A 13,454-nucleotide genomic window follows, 5' to 3' on the forward strand; every position below is an offset into this window, starting at 1 on the left:
GCAGCGTCAGATGTGTATAAGAGACAGATCCAGGCCTTCGGCTCGGCTCGACAGGTGGACGGCGGCAGTGGCGCCGTCTACGTGCTGCTGCGAGTGAAGTGACCAATCAGACATCGGCTTCGGGGGTCTCGGCCTGAAATGCGTTGCTGATCAGCTCGTGCAGCACGGCCGTCGCGAACGAGCCGCGCTGCAGACGAAACTGCAGATGCACGTCGGCGCCCTCGATGCGCCACTTCAATTCTCGCACCGGCACGCGCAACGGCCGACGTTCGGGTTCCAGCCTGGCCTTGGACAACCCCGCTGCGAGCACCGCGTATCGCTGAGCAGCCTCGGTCTCCAGCGTCGCAGTCGCGCCCTTCGAGAGTAGTGCATCGCCGTGCCACATCGGCCCGGTGGGATGCACATCGAGCTGCTGGCAGCGATCACGCAGTGTGTCGTCGATGGTCTCCGCAAGGAAGAAACTACCGCTGCCGTTGAGATTCACGACATCGCCGTCGAGCAGTTGATTCCAACTGCCTGCGTTGACTCGCTCGGCGAGCACCGCATTGAAAATCACCGACCGCGCAGCGGATAACGCGAAGCCGCGATCCATTCGCTCCGGCGCGGGACCACCTTCGAACCATGCAATCGCAGTGCTGACATTCGAGCCATTGTGGCCGAAGCGCTGCGGTCCGAAATAATTCGGTGCGCCTGCCGTCGACAGTGTTTGTAGCCGCTGCTCCAGCAGCGTCGTGTCGCCGGAGAACTCACGCAAGACGATCTCGAAATCATTGCCCTTCAACGCGCCTCGCTTCAACTTGCGGCGCGTGCGCGCGGCACTGATGACTTCGAAGCCATCGCCGGTAACACCGAGCCAATTGGGCACGGCGGAGCGACCCGGGACGGTAAACGCCTGCTCGGCGACGGCATCGCGATCTTTCAGACCCGCGAAGCCCACATCGCGCGGATGTATCTTGCCAATTCGCGCCAGCTGCTTTGCCACCCACATGGTGTTCGCGCCGCGCTTACGCACCTTCAACAGTAAATGATCGCCCTCGCCGTCCGCGTCGAAACCGAGCCATTCGCGCACGACGAAATCTTCAGGCAAGGCACGCAAGCGGGCACTCCCCGCCGGTCCACCGTGAGCGCACGGCAGAGTCATGAGGTCGACGAAATTCATCCAGAAATGTGCTCGATCAGTGCAATGGCCTGACAAGCGAGACCTTCGGCGCGGCCGATGAAGCCCATTTTCTCGCTGGTCGTGGCTTTGATGTTCACGCGGGTGATGTTGATACCGAGGTCGGCCGCGATGTTCGCGCGCATCGCCTCGCGATATTTGCCGAGCCGCGGTGCTTCGCAAATAACTGTGGTGTCGACGTTCACGATCACGTAGTCGCTGACCTTGAGCAGGTCTCGCACGTGACGCAGGAACGCGCGACTGTCGGCGCCCTTCCAGCGCGCATCCGTATCTGGAAAGTGCATGCCGATATCGCCGAGCCCGGCGGCACCGAGCAATGCATCGCAGATCGCATGCAACAACACGTCACCGTCCGAATGCGCGAGGATGCCGTGCGTGTGTGGAATCTTTTCCCCGCCGAGCGTCACGTGATCGCCGGTGGTGAATGCATGGACGTCGTATCCCTGCCCGATACGAAGTGGGGAAGTCATGGGGCGCTCCGTGATTGCAAAATGCGCTCGGCACGAGGCAGATCTTCAGGCAACGTGACTTTGATATTGTCCGCGTCGCCCGCGACCAGCTTGGGTTGCAACCCAAGCGCCTCGACCGCCTGCGCCTCGTCGGTGACGGCGATACCTCGTGCCAGCACTCCGTCCAAGGCGCGCTGCAAGAGGTCACGACGAAACATTTGCGGGGTGAGTGCGCGCCAGAGATTTTCTCTGGGCACGGTTTGCGAGACGCGCCCGCCGTCAGCGGCGCGCTTCAACGTATCCACGACCGGCGCGGCGAGCAATCCACCCACCGCATCGTCGTTCAATTCAGTCAGCAAACGATCCAGATCGGTGGCTGACAAGCAGGGTCTGGCAGCGTCGTGGACCAGCACCCAATCCTCTGGCGCAGCGCGATCCTGCAACGCTCGCAACCCCGCGAGCACCGAGTCCATGCGCTCCGCGCCACCGCTTGTGGTAACCACCTTCGCGTCCCCCGCGAGCGCAGTCTGCGGCCAGCGCCGATCGTCCGCCGACAGCACCACGACGATACCCGCGGTGCGTGCGTGCGCCAGAAACGGCGCCAGCGACCACTCAATCACAGTGCGGCCGGCGAGCGGCAGGTATTGCTTGGGCACAGCGGCGCCCATACGGCGGGCACTGCCAGCCGCAGGCACGACGACCCAAAACCTGTTTTCCACCAAAGGAACCTCAGACATCCGCGCTACGGGCGGACGCTAGTCTTTATTCGGCGCGCGAGCCCGAATGACGCTGGCAGGGCTGTTGCCGAATGAGCTACCGCCACCGCTCTCCGCCTCGTCCGACTCGCTCGGCGGGGCCGGCACCGGCTGGACGACCGGCTTGGGCGTGACCACTTGGTAGAAAGTCTCGCCCCGGCCGACCATGCCGAGATCGGTGCGTGCCCGCTCCTCGATGGCGACAGTGCCCTTCTTCAGGTCCTGCACTTCCGCCCCCAGCGTGCGATTGCGCTCCTTCAGCTCGCGGTTCTGCTCGCGCTGAGCCTCGATCTGGGCGCGCAACCCATGGACTTCACGCATGCCGCCGTCGCCCAGCCACAGCCGGTACTGCAGCAGCACCAGGACAATGACCAGGCCGGCGGCGAGGAATTTCATGCTTTGATCAGCAAGAGATACCAGGCAGCGGCACCGGCAGTGCCTCAACGCCAGCATACTTCGCCTCGCTGCCCAGCTCCTGCTCGATGCGCAGCAGCTGGTTGTACTTGGCGATGCGATCCGAACGTGACATCGAGCCCGTCTTGATCTGCGTGGCGCGCGTCGCGACGGCGATATCGGCGATGGTCGCGTCTTCGGTCTCGCCCGAGCGATGCGACACCACCGCCGCATAACCCGCGTCCACCGCCATGTCGATGGCGGCCACGGTCTCGGTCAGCGTGCCGATCTGGTTCACCTTGATCAGGATGGCGTTGGCGATGTGCTTCTCGATGCCCTGCTTCAGGAACTTGGTGTTGGTGACGAACAGATCGTCGCCGACCAGCTGCACCTTCTTGCCGAGGCGCTGCGTCAGGTGCGCCCAGCCGTCCCAATCGTCCTCGCTCATGCCGTCTTCGATGGTCACGATCGGATAGCGACCCACCAGGCCCTCGAGGTAATCGGCGAACTGCGCCGAAGTGAACTTACGGTTCTCCGATTCGAGGTGATAGATGCCGTCCTTGAAGAACTCGGTGCTGGCCACGTCCAGGCCGAGGAAGATCTGCTTGCCGGCCTTGTAGCCGGCGCGATCGATGGCTTCGAGAATGGTCTCGAGCGCCGCTTCGTTCGACGGCAGGTCCGGCGCGAAGCCGCCTTCGTCACCCACCGACGTCGCGAGCTTCCGCTCGTGCAACACCTTCTTCAGCGTGTGGAAGATTTCCGCGCCGTAGCGCAGCGCTTCCGACAGCGACGGCGCGCCGACCGGGAGAATCATGAATTCCTGGATGTCGACGCTGTTGTCGGCATGCGCGCCGCCGTTGATGATGTTCATCATCGGCACCGGCAGCGTCTTGGAGCTGCCCAGGCGGCGGAACAGGGATTGTTTGGTTTCTTTCGCCATCGCGTGCGCGTTGGCCATCGAGACCGCCAACAGCGCATTCGCGCCGAGACGCGACTTGGTCTCGGTGCCGTCGAGCTGGATCATGGCCTGGTCGATCGCGGCTTGGTCGCCGGCATCGCGGCCCACCAGCAGCTTCTTGATCTCGCCGTTGACGTTGGCAACCGCCTTGAGCACGCCCTTACCGAGATAGCGCGATTTATCGCCATCGCGCAGCTCGATGGCTTCACGCGCACCGGTCGAAGCACCGGACGGGACTGCAGCGCGACCCACCGCGCCGGAATCCAGATATACATCGGCTTCCACGGTCGGATTGCCGCGCGAATCGATGATTTCGCGGCCGCGGATGTCGACGATCTTGCTCATAACAAACTTTCCTCGTATGGCCGTGACTTCACGGCTTGGTCTAATTCTTTCAGTGTCGTCAGCAACGCTTCCATGCGCGCCAGCGGCCAGGCATTCGGGCCATCGGATAACGCCTTGGCGGGATCGGGATGCGTCTCCATGAACAATCCGGAGACGCCGGCGGCGACCGCCGCGCGTGCCAGCACAGGCACGAACTCGCGCTGACCGCCGGACGATGTGCCTTTACCGCCGGGCAACTGCACCGAGTGAGTCGCATCGAACACGACCGGTGCGCCGGTCTCGCGCATCACTGCCAGCGAGCGCATGTCAGAGACCAGATTGTTGTATCCGAACGTGAAGCCGCGCTCGCACACCATGATCTGCTGATTGCCGGTGGAGCGAGCCTTCTCGACCACGTTGCCCATTTCCCAGGGCGACAGGAACTGGCCCTTCTTGATGTTCACGGGTCGATTGTGAGAACAGACGTTGACGATGAAATTGGTCTGGCGGGCCAGGAACGCCGGCGTTTGCATCACATCGACGACTTCGGCGACTTCCGCAAACGGTGTGTCCTCGTGAACGTCGGTGAGCACCGGCACGCCGATCTGTTTCTTCACTTCGGACAGGATGCGCAGCCCCTCTTCCATGCCGGGGCCGCGGAAGCTTTTGACGGAGGAACGGTTGGCCTTGTCGAACGACGACTTGAAGATGAACGGCACGTTCAACCGCGCCGTCAGCTCCTTGAGCCGACCGGCGACGTCGATGTTCAGTGCTTCGCTCTCGATGACGCAGGGGCCCGCGATCAAAAAGAACGGCTTATCGGGCCCGACGTCGAAATTCAGCAATCGCATCGTCTTCAAATCCTTCTCAGGCGCCGCCGACCGCAACGCGCTTGGCTTCAGGCTGCTGACTCTGGTGATAAGCGCGCGCCGCCTTCACGAAGCCGGAGAACAGCGGATGTCCATCACGCGGCGTGGAGCGGAATTCCGGATGGAACTGGCTCGCCACGAAGAACGGATGCGACGGCAGCTCGATCATTTCCACCAGGCCGTCGCGCGAGAAGCCGGAGAACCGCAGGCCTGCGTTCATCAGCTTCTGCAGATAACGATTGTTGAACTCGTAACGATGGCGATGACGCTCCATCACCGTGTCCGAGCCATAGATCTGATGCGCCTTCGAGCCGTGCGACAGACGCGCTTCCTGAGCGCCCAGGCGCATGGTGCCGCCCATGTCCGACTTCTCGGTGCGCTGCTCGACGTTGCCCTTCTCGTCCTGCCACTCGGTGATGAGTGCAACGACCGGGTGCGGCGAGGCGCGGTTGAATTCTGTCGAATGCGCGCCCTGCAGTCCGGCGATGTTGCGCGCGAACTCGATGATGGCCAGCTGCATGCCCAAGCAGATGCCGAGGTACGGAATCTGGCGCTCGCGCGCGAACTTGATCGCCTGCATCTTGCCGTCGACGCCGCGCTCGCCGAAGCCGCCCGGCACCAGAATGGCGTCGACGCCTTCGAGGCAGCCGGTGCCGTGCTTCTCCACGTCGGTCGCTTCGACGAACTGAATGTTCACGCGCGTACGAGTGCGCACGCCGGCATGCGTGAGCGCTTCAGAGAGCGAGATGTAGGAGTCGCGCAGATTGACGTACTTGCCGACCATCGCGATCGTGACCTTCGCCTCCGGGTTCGCCTTGGCGTTCACGACCTGCTTCCACTCGCTCAGATCGGCCGGCGGCACATCCAGGCGCAGCTTGTCGACCACGATGTCGTCCAGGCCCTCTTCGTGCAGCAGCTGCGGAATCTTGTACAGATCGTCGGCGTCCACCGCCGTGATGACGGCGCGCTCTTCCACGTTCGTGAACAGCGCGATCTTGCGGCGATGCTCGGCCGGCAGCGCGTTCTGCGAGCGGCACACCAGGATGTCCGGCTGAATGCCGATGGAGCGCAGCTCCTTCACCGAGTGCTGCGTCGGCTTGGTCTTGATCTCGCCCGAGCTCGGGATGTACGGGATCAGCGTCAGGTGCATGTAGAGCACGTTGTTGCGGCCCAGCTCCACGCCCAGCTGACGGATCGCCTCGAGGAACGGCAGCGACTCGATGTCGCCGACCGTGCCGCCGATCTCCACCATGCAGATGTCGGCGTCGCCGGCACCCATGCGGATGCAATGCTTGATCTCGTCGGTGATGTGCGGGATGACCTGCACCGTCGCGCCCAGGTAGTCGCCGCGACGCTCCTTCGCGATCACGCGCTCGTAGATGCGCCCGGTCGTGAAGTTCGAATTACGTGAAGTCGTGGTGCGCACGAAGCGCTCGTAATGGCCGAGGTCGAGATCGCTCTCGTAGCCGTCGGTGGTCACGAACACTTCGCCGTGCTGGAACGGGCTCATGGTGCCCGGATCGACGTTGATGTACGGATCCAGCTTCACCATGCTGACCTTGAGGCCGCGCGATTCGAGAATGGCGCCCAGGGAAGCCGCGGCAATGCCTTTGCCCAGCGAGGAAACTACACCGCCGGTTACACAGATAAAACGCGTCATCGTAAAGCACCGTCGCAAACAAGAAGGGAGTGGGATCTGGATCGTGACGCGCTCCCATCAAAAGTGGGCGAAGGTGGCGCATCAATGAATCACGACGGGAGCGCAGTCTATCTCAATACGGTGCGCGCGGATAGACGAGAACGGATAGAAATCGTCTATGCGTTGGGGTGTCGGCCAACGATCGTCGGGCGCGACTCCCACCGGATCGACACAGCGGGCTCGTGGTCGCGAGCCGCGAACTCGGCAGCAATCCACAAATCGCCGACAGCGACCAGCTGCTTGCCGGCATAAACGAGCGGCAGGCGCTCGCGCCACCACGGCAGGATCGCTGAGGCCTGCAGCAGCTTCTTGAGCTTGTGGTGAATCGCGTGACCCACCGGCTGCAGCGTCTCACCGCCGCCGCGAAATCGCACTGTCAACGTTGCAGGCAGCTTAGCAGCGCTGAGGCGTCCCGGCTCTCCAGGAGAGATACGTAACGCGCCCAGGCCCGCGGGCAATTGCAGCGGCGCGTGGGTGGGCCACTCCAGCACCTGCTTTGTATCCAGCGCCGGCAATTTTTGCTCGCAATACAGCCAACCGCGATGGCGACGCATCTCCCAGCCGTCCCAGCCCACGCAGGGCACGCGATCCAGGCTCGCCGCGAGCATGTCGTGTTCGATGCCTGCGAGCTTGCGCGTCGAAGGCGCGCGAGCGCCACGACGACGAATCCAATATCGCAACAAATTCCGGCGGCGTTCCGGATTGAGCGCACGCAAGGCCGCGACACTCAGACGCTCACCCTCGATGGCTTGCTCGGCGTCGATGGCCGCCAGCTGCTCCAGCGCTCGCCACGCTTCCTGTAAGTGTTGCGAGGAACGCAACGCTGTTTGCGCGGCCGCCGGCCAACGCTCGCGCAGCGCTGCGACGATGCGATGACGGACAAAGTTGCGGTCGAGCGCCAGATTCGTGTTGGAAGGATCGGTGAGCCACTGCAACCCTTGCGCCCTCGCCCACATCTCCAGCTCGGCGCGCGTGAAATCCCAGAGCGGTCGAAGCAATGCGCCGCGCGCGAAAGGCTCGAACACTTGCATCGCGCCCAGCCCCAACACACCGGCACCTCGCATCAATGCGAGCAGCATGGTTTCCAACTGATCGTCGGCGTGATGGCCGACCAAGAGATATTCGCCCGGACGCAGCTCCTGGGCGAAAGCATCGTAGCGAGCGTCACGTGCCGCGGCTTCGACACCAATTTCGTCGATGCCCGTCACATCGACGCGCATGGCCGTGAATTCAACGTGCAACGCCTGCGCCTGACGTTCGCAGTGCTCGCGCCAGAGCGTCGAGTCTGCGTGCAATCCATGATCGATATGAACGGCGCGCACGCGATAGCTGTTCGGCTCGGCCGCGAGACGAGCGAACGCATGCAACAACACCGTGGAATCGAGCCCGCCGCTGAAGGCAACGCAAACGGCCGCATCCGGCGGCAGCAACACCCTGCCCCCGGCCTTGCCTTGCAGGCGATTTTGCAGCTCACGTGGAGAGAACATGAGCCACGACACCGTCAGCCGACGCTATAGACTCCGTAGCTGCGCAGGCGCTGTTCACGCACCTTCATCAACTGCTCCAGCGGCTTGGCCTGCAGATCGTTGAGGTGACGCAGCAGTGCGTCCTTCAACGTATCGGCCATGAGCTGCGGATCGCGATGTGCGCCGCCCAGAGGCTCTTTCAAAACTTCGTCGACGACGCCGGGCAGCTTGGCGATGCGCTCGGCGCTCACGCCCATGGCCTCGGCCGCGAGATCTTTCTTATCGGCGCTACGCCACAGGATGCCGGCGCAGCCTTCCGGCGAAATCACCGAGTAGATGCTGTATTGGAGCATCAGCAGACGATCGCTGACGCCGATGGCCAGTGCGCCACCCGAGCCACCCTCGCCGATCACGACGGCGATGACGGGGGTTTGCAGGGTCGCCATCTCGAACAGGTTGCGGGCGATGGCTTCGCTTTGGCCGCGCTCTTCGGCGCCGACGCCGGGATAGGCACCCGAGGTATCGATAAAGGTAATCAAGGGCACCTGAAAGCGTTCAGCCATCTTCATCAGGCGCAGCGCCTTGCGATAACCCTCGGGCTTGGGCATGCCGTAGTTACGACGCACGCGCTCCTTGGTGTCGCGGCCCTTTTGCTGACCGATCACCATGATCGGCCGGCCGTCCAGCCGCGCCACGCCGCCGACGATGGCGTGATCGTCGGCATACATGCGATCGCCGTGCAGTTCCTGGAAATCGGTGAAAATCGAGCTGATGTAATCCAGCGTATACGGGCGCTGCGGATGACGGGCCAGCTGCGCAATCTGCCATTGGCTGAGGTTGGAGAAGATGCTGGTGGTCAGCGCCCGGCTCTTGGCGCGCAGACGTGCAATCTCCTCGCCGATATTCACCTCGGCGTCGCTGGAGACGAACTTGAGCTCGTCGATCTTCGCCTCCAATTCGGCGATCGGCTGCTCGAAGTCCAGGAAATTCATTGCCATGCAAACAGTTGCCTCATCCTGCGGAGGCGCGAACATAGCGGGGGCCAGCGCGAAGGGCAAGCACGGGGCCCGGACCCCTTGAACAGGCATGCTGGGCAGGATGCCCGAATGCCGGGAGCGCAGGGATGCGCAGGACCGGCACAGAGCCGGGCGCGGCCGCCCCCCGCTGCCTGAATGGCCGCCCTGCCCGCCGTTCGGGCGCCGAACTGCTTGACCCTACTGCACCAATCGCACCGTTTACAGCAATCAGCCACCTCAACCGCGGAGCTGATATGCGCCTGCCCCTGCCGTCCGTCGCGATAGTCGCCGCCCTGGTTCAGCTGTCGATGCCCGGGCCGGCGCTGGCCGGCCGGGATCGCGCCCCGGCGTATGTCCACCAGCTGGCTCGCGTCGAAATCTTCGATCGAACCGCCGGCTTTACCCTGCCGGTGCACGTCCATGACAACCGCCTGTACGTGGTCGGCGAGCCGGGCCACCAATATGGGGTGCGGCTCGGCAACCGGACCAGCGAGCGGCTGCTGGCGGTGACCAGCGTCGATGGCGTGAACGTCATCAACGGCAAGAATGCGGATCAACGGCAATCCGGCTATGTGCTCGATCCCTGGGACGGCCTGAGCATCGGCGGTTGGCGCAAGAGCCTGAATGAGGTCGCGACCTTTTACTTCACGCGACTGCCGGATTCGTACGCGGCGCGGACCGGTCGTGCGGAGAACGTGGGTGTCATTGGAGTGGCCGTGTTTCGAGAGCGGCGGCCCTGCTGTCAGATCCCGCCGCAGCGCGCGGAGGCGCCAGCCGCCGATGAATCTCTAGCGCGCCGTTCGCAGGACCTCGGCACGGGCCACGGTCATCGCGAGACATCGCTAGCCGAATACGTGGACTTTCAACGCGCATCGCACCAGCCGGCCGAGACCATCGTGATCTATTACGACTCGCGCAAGAATCTGGTCGCGCGCGGCGTGATCCTGGACTCGCGCCGCTACGCAGATAGAGACGATCCCAATCCGTTTCCGAATGGCATGTTCGTTCCCGATCCGTAGCGATTACGACTCGGTATCCGGCGCGCCGCCCGCCTTGGCCAGATCCTGCTGATTCACCTTGTCGACGTTGAATTTCGCAAGGCGCTCTTTCATCGTCTTCAGGACTTCCGGCAACGGCGGCGGCTCATCCTTGATCCAGCGCAACGGATTGATACGAGCGACCACGAACGCACGCAGGTACGGACTGACCAGGCCGCGCTCCTTCAACTTCTCGACGACCTTCAACACCTTCTCGTCCAGCTCGAACAGCTGGTCGGCATACTTCTGATGAACCTTCAGCGATGTCTGCAACGACTCCGAGGAGAACTCTTCGAGCCGGCGCAGAATCGGATGATAGGCGCCGCCGGCGAAGTTACCTTTGCGCTCGTAGCACAAGCCCAAGGTCACCAGCGCCGCCTCTTCCAGATAAAACGCGAAATCGCTTTCCGGCCGACGCGGATCCTCTTCGATCAGACCTTTATAGATACGAATGACTTCCAGCGCGCGCTCGCGCAGGTTGTGCGCCTTCTCGGTATTCAGCGCGAGGATCTGCCACGCGATCTCACGTTTGGGCACGACCAGCGCGATGATGGACTTGGCGCCGAGCCGGCGCATCGCCTCGAGCCGGTGCCGGCCGTTCGGAGTCCAGAAGCCGTCCTTCGGCGCGGTGATGGCAATCACCGGATCCAGAAACAAACCGGTGCGATCGATGACCCCGGAGAGTTTCTTGTAATGCGCATCGGACAGATCGCGCTGAAACGGCGTCGGCTCGACCTGATCGATGGGCAGCGCCGCGAGCAACAACGGATTGCGGCCGAGCGGCTCGCAATAGCTGCCGATGACAAAGCCGCCCTCTTGCTCGATGCGCTCGGCTACATCCGCAGCCTCCGGCGGCAGGTTGTCCAGACGACATTCGGCAGGCATGACGCCGCGTGTGCGCGGAGCTGCTTTTTTCGGTGTCTTACGCTTGGCGGGCGCTCGCTTACGCTTCGCGGTTGTTTTGCTTTTCGTAGCCATGACCCCTCCGTGCAAGTATGCATACGGATTCTCATACGCAGTTGCTGCGTCGGCCAGCTCCTGCCACCAGCAGGCTCAGCACATCCATGTGCCCGCCCTGCATTCGGACATCCTGTCCATCACAAATCCTACGTGGAACCCGCCTGCAATTCATCGCGTTGTTTTTGCGGACGGGGCGGACAGCTTGCCTGAAGTCCACCCGACACCCGATGTTCCTCAGGAGGCCCACCAATGCGCAACGGCGCTTTTGAATCCCCAATCCGGCATCTGCGCAAGGATTTGCAGAGCGTCGCCCGTGACGCAGAGGAATTGCTGCGCGCCACCGCCGATATTACCAACGACCGCGTTCAAGAGGCGCGCGCCCGCACTCAGAAAACCGTGCGGCAAGCTTTCGATCATCTATACGACCGCCGGATGCAACGCCGCGTCCGCAGATATGCCCGCAATACGGACGCATATGTGCGCGATCACACGTGGGGCATCATCGGCGCGGTCGCTGGCGTTGCTCTGGTCGTAGGCTTTCTCGCGCGTCGCGACTGAGGACATACCATGAGCCAGACACCCAGCGCGCACGAGGCCAAGGTTTGCGAGGCCATCAGCGATCCGTCGAAAGACTATCGCAGCCCCATGGATGTGGTCAGAGACGATCAGCTCGACGCCGACGAGAAGCTGCGCATTCTCGAGTCGTGGAAAAAGGACGCCGAGCTGTTATCGGTCGCTCAGGATGAGAACATGGCCGGCGGCGAGCGTCCGCAGTTGCAGGACGTAGTGCTCGCCATCCAGGAGCTGGAGCGGATTCGCGGCTCGATCAATTGAGCCGCGTGCGCCGGTGAGCCTGCTCAGTTCTTCCCGAGATTGAGCAGGTTCGCCGGCGAGTACTGATCGGTCAGCACCCGGGCATTGCGCTGCCAGTCCTGCTTGCGTGAGAACAGCGGCAACAGCTTGCTCGCGCTGATACCGAATGAATCGAACGCTTGCTCGAAGCGCTCACTGTTAGCCTGCAGTTGTCGCGCGTCCGGCAGCGGCCCATTGGCCGCGATGATCACGCGGTTGTCCCGTTTCAGATTGAAGAACTCCGGAAACACCGACGCGTAAGTGGTCGACTCGTGATCGTACAGGCGGCTGGATGAGAACGTGTTGGCCGCGAGCACGCCGTCGGGCGCCAGCAGCGCTCGCACTTCCTTCAGAAATTCCTGCGTCAACAGGTGTTCGGGAATGTACTCGTGATCGAACGCATCGAGCATGATGAGGTCGTAGCTCTTGCGCTCACGCAGCGCCTTCTTCACCTGCACCCGGCCGTCCGCTTCGATCACGTTCAGCGCGCTGTTGTCGCCCAGATCGAAATAGCGACGCGCCACCTTGACGACCGCGGGATCGATCTCGACCACGTCGATGCGCGCCTGCGGCACCAGCTCATGCAGCGCGCGCGGAATCGTGCCGCCGCCCAGCCCGATGATCAGCACCGATTTCGGCTCGGGCTTCACGAACAGCGAGCCCAGCATCATCTGCGGGTAGTTCATGACGATGCGGTCGGGATGCTGCACGTCCTGACAGGTCTGCCGGCCGATGCGGCAGAAGCGCGTGAAGCAGATACAGCGCACGCCGCCCGTCTCATAGACGAGCACTTCACGATACAGTGAGCGCTCGGAGTGCAATAACTTCATATTGTCGGCGCTCGCCGGACCGGACAGGAACAAGGCCGCAGCCAACGATAACAATGCCCGCCAACTACTGCGCATTCGCTTCTCCGCGTACCAGACAAGCGGCCCCACCTATGAGGCCTGAAATCGTCATCAGCGCGATCAGGATGTGATTCACTTCCAGGATCAGCACCAGATAGAAAGAAGTCAGCAGCGTGCCGGCGGCGCTGCCAAAAGTCGACACGAAATACAGCTGACCGGCATGACGGCCGGAGCTGGTGCGGTCCGGCACGATCAGACGCACCGCATACGGCGAGATCATCCCGGAGAACACGGTGGGAATGAAGAACAGCACGGTGGCGCCCACCAGCGAGCCGAAGCGCGGATCGGGAATGGCCTCGGCGACCGAATCCAGCAGCGACTCGGCAAATAGCAACAGCGGCAACACCGTCAGCGCTGCGACGATCAGAATGAGCCCGAGCTTGCGCACGCTCGGCGCGTTCATCGACAGGCGACCGCCGGCGAGATAACCGATGGACAGCGCCAGCATGAACACCGTGATGATGGCGCCCCACACATAGATGCTGCTGCCGAAGGTCGGCGCGAGCAGGCGCCCACCGAGCAACTCCACCGCCATGACGAAAAATCCGGACCAGCCGGCAATCAAGTAGCTCAATGTCAGCTGCATACCCG

At 62.9% G+C, this 13,454-nt stretch carries 15 protein-coding genes; 3 read left to right on the forward strand and 12 right to left on the reverse strand.

Annotation, left to right across the window (positions count from 1 at the left end; translation table 11 throughout):
- Window positions 1-106: 106 nt before the first annotated feature.
- The 9 genes from truD to accA form a co-directional block, all read right to left on the reverse strand.
- The gene (gene truD / locus D0550_RS30130; protein ID WP_206606627.1) at window positions 107-1,096 is read right to left on the reverse strand and encodes a tRNA pseudouridine(13) synthase TruD; all 990 of its coding nucleotides are present in this window, start codon (window positions 1,094-1,096) and stop codon (window positions 107-109) included.
- 59 nt (window positions 1,097-1,155) lie between these two features.
- Window positions 1,156-1,647, reverse strand: coding sequence for a 2-C-methyl-D-erythritol 2,4-cyclodiphosphate synthase (gene ispF / locus D0550_RS30135; protein WP_116812901.1), 492 nt, complete (start codon window positions 1,645-1,647; stop codon window positions 1,156-1,158).
- Complete coding sequence (ispD, locus tag D0550_RS30140; RefSeq protein WP_116812944.1) at window positions 1,644-2,345, reverse strand: 2-C-methyl-D-erythritol 4-phosphate cytidylyltransferase; 702 nt, start codon at window positions 2,343-2,345, stop codon at window positions 1,644-1,646. Before ispD ends, ispF begins: the two co-directional genes overlap by 4 nt.
- Window positions 2,346-2,381: 36 nt before the next feature.
- Window positions 2,382-2,777, reverse strand: coding sequence for a cell division protein FtsB (ftsB, locus tag D0550_RS30145; protein WP_116812902.1), 396 nt, complete (start codon window positions 2,775-2,777; stop codon window positions 2,382-2,384).
- Window positions 2,778-2,784: 7 nt separating this feature from the next.
- Entirely contained in the window at window positions 2,785-4,077 is a 1,293-nt protein-coding gene (eno, locus tag D0550_RS30150; protein WP_116812903.1) for a phosphopyruvate hydratase, read from the reverse strand.
- A complete protein-coding gene (gene kdsA, locus D0550_RS30155) occupies window positions 4,074-4,907 on the reverse strand; it encodes a 3-deoxy-8-phosphooctulonate synthase (protein WP_116812904.1) in 834 nt (277 codons plus the stop codon). The genes eno and kdsA overlap by 4 nt, the downstream gene beginning before the upstream one ends.
- Window positions 4,908-4,923: 16 nt before the next feature.
- Window positions 4,924-6,585: a CTP synthase gene (locus D0550_RS30160; RefSeq protein WP_116812905.1), complete on the reverse strand. Its 1,662-nt coding sequence runs from the start codon at window positions 6,583-6,585 to the stop codon at window positions 4,924-4,926.
- 155 nt (window positions 6,586-6,740) lie between these two features.
- On the reverse strand, window positions 6,741-8,111 hold the full coding sequence (gene tilS, locus D0550_RS30165) for a tRNA lysidine(34) synthetase TilS (RefSeq protein ID WP_153067421.1): 1,371 nt from the start codon (window positions 8,109-8,111) through the stop codon (window positions 6,741-6,743).
- A gap of 14 nt (window positions 8,112-8,125) precedes the next feature.
- Window positions 8,126-9,088 (reverse strand): acetyl-CoA carboxylase carboxyl transferase subunit alpha, encoded by a 963-nt coding sequence (gene accA / locus D0550_RS30170; RefSeq protein WP_116812945.1) that lies wholly within the window; start codon window positions 9,086-9,088, stop codon window positions 8,126-8,128.
- 272 nt (window positions 9,089-9,360) lie between these two features.
- Between accA and D0550_RS30175 the strand changes: the two genes are divergently transcribed.
- Window positions 9,361-10,125 (forward strand): hypothetical protein, encoded by a 765-nt coding sequence (locus D0550_RS30175; protein ID WP_116812907.1) that lies wholly within the window; start codon window positions 9,361-9,363, stop codon window positions 10,123-10,125.
- Between the two features lie 3 nt (window positions 10,126-10,128).
- Here the strand turns inward: D0550_RS30175 and D0550_RS30180 are convergent, their stop codons facing one another.
- Window positions 10,129-11,121, reverse strand: a complete 993-nt coding sequence (locus D0550_RS30180; protein ID WP_116812908.1) for a ParB N-terminal domain-containing protein — start codon at window positions 11,119-11,121, stop codon at window positions 10,129-10,131.
- Between the two features lie 231 nt (window positions 11,122-11,352).
- Between D0550_RS30180 and D0550_RS30185 the strand changes: the two genes are divergently transcribed.
- Together D0550_RS30185 and D0550_RS30190 are read left to right on the forward strand one after the other, a co-directional pair.
- On the forward strand, window positions 11,353-11,661 hold the full coding sequence (locus D0550_RS30185; protein WP_116812909.1) for an ElaB/YgaM/YqjD family protein: 309 nt from the start codon (window positions 11,353-11,355) through the stop codon (window positions 11,659-11,661).
- A gap of 9 nt (window positions 11,662-11,670) precedes the next feature.
- A complete protein-coding gene (locus tag D0550_RS30190) occupies window positions 11,671-11,937 on the forward strand; it encodes a hypothetical protein (protein WP_116812910.1) in 267 nt (88 codons plus the stop codon).
- 23 nt (window positions 11,938-11,960) lie between these two features.
- Here D0550_RS30190 and D0550_RS30195 read toward each other — a convergent pair whose 3' ends face one another.
- Window positions 11,961-12,860 carry a spermidine synthase gene (locus tag D0550_RS30195; RefSeq protein WP_116812911.1) on the reverse strand — a complete coding sequence of 300 codons (900 nt, stop codon included), beginning with the start codon at window positions 12,858-12,860 and terminating at the stop codon, window positions 11,961-11,963.
- Window positions 12,850-13,449 (reverse strand): fused MFS/spermidine synthase, encoded by a 600-nt coding sequence (locus D0550_RS30200; protein WP_116812912.1) that lies wholly within the window; start codon window positions 13,447-13,449, stop codon window positions 12,850-12,852. Before D0550_RS30200 ends, D0550_RS30195 begins: the two co-directional genes overlap by 11 nt.
- Window positions 13,450-13,454 lie beyond the last annotated feature (5 nt).

It is taken from the genome of Steroidobacter cummioxidans (assembly GCF_003104955.1).

Excerpts from the sequence above, each read along its gene's own strand:
- D0550_RS30175 (WP_116812907.1), top strand. The coding sequence starts at position 9,361 with ATGCGCCTGCCCCTGCCGTCCGTCGCGATAGTCGCCGCCCTGGTTCAG.
- D0550_RS30200 (WP_116812912.1), bottom strand. The coding sequence starts at position 13,449 with ATGCAGCTGACATTGAGCTACTTGATTGCCGGCTGGTCCGGATTTTTC.
- ftsB (WP_116812902.1), bottom strand. The coding sequence starts at position 2,777 with ATGAAATTCCTCGCCGCCGGCCTGGTCATTGTCCTGGTGCTGCTGCAG.
- D0550_RS30195 (WP_116812911.1), bottom strand. The coding sequence starts at position 12,860 with ATGCGCAGTAGTTGGCGGGCATTGTTATCGTTGGCTGCGGCCTTGTTC.
- tilS (WP_153067421.1), bottom strand. The coding sequence starts at position 8,111 with ATGTTCTCTCCACGTGAGCTGCAAAATCGCCTGCAAGGCAAGGCCGGG.
- ispF (WP_116812901.1), bottom strand. The coding sequence starts at position 1,647 with ATGACTTCCCCACTTCGTATCGGGCAGGGATACGACGTCCATGCATTC.
- eno (WP_116812903.1), bottom strand. The coding sequence starts at position 4,077 with ATGAGCAAGATCGTCGACATCCGCGGCCGCGAAATCATCGATTCGCGC.
- accA (WP_116812945.1), bottom strand. The coding sequence starts at position 9,088 with ATGGCAATGAATTTCCTGGACTTCGAGCAGCCGATCGCCGAATTGGAG.
- D0550_RS30160 (WP_116812905.1), bottom strand. The coding sequence starts at position 6,585 with ATGACGCGTTTTATCTGTGTAACCGGCGGTGTAGTTTCCTCGCTGGGC.
- kdsA (WP_116812904.1), bottom strand. The coding sequence starts at position 4,907 with ATGCGATTGCTGAATTTCGACGTCGGGCCCGATAAGCCGTTCTTTTTG.
- D0550_RS30185 (WP_116812909.1), top strand. The coding sequence starts at position 11,353 with ATGCGCAACGGCGCTTTTGAATCCCCAATCCGGCATCTGCGCAAGGAT.
- D0550_RS30190 (WP_116812910.1), top strand. The coding sequence starts at position 11,671 with ATGAGCCAGACACCCAGCGCGCACGAGGCCAAGGTTTGCGAGGCCATC.
- D0550_RS30180 (WP_116812908.1), bottom strand. The coding sequence starts at position 11,121 with ATGGCTACGAAAAGCAAAACAACCGCGAAGCGTAAGCGAGCGCCCGCC.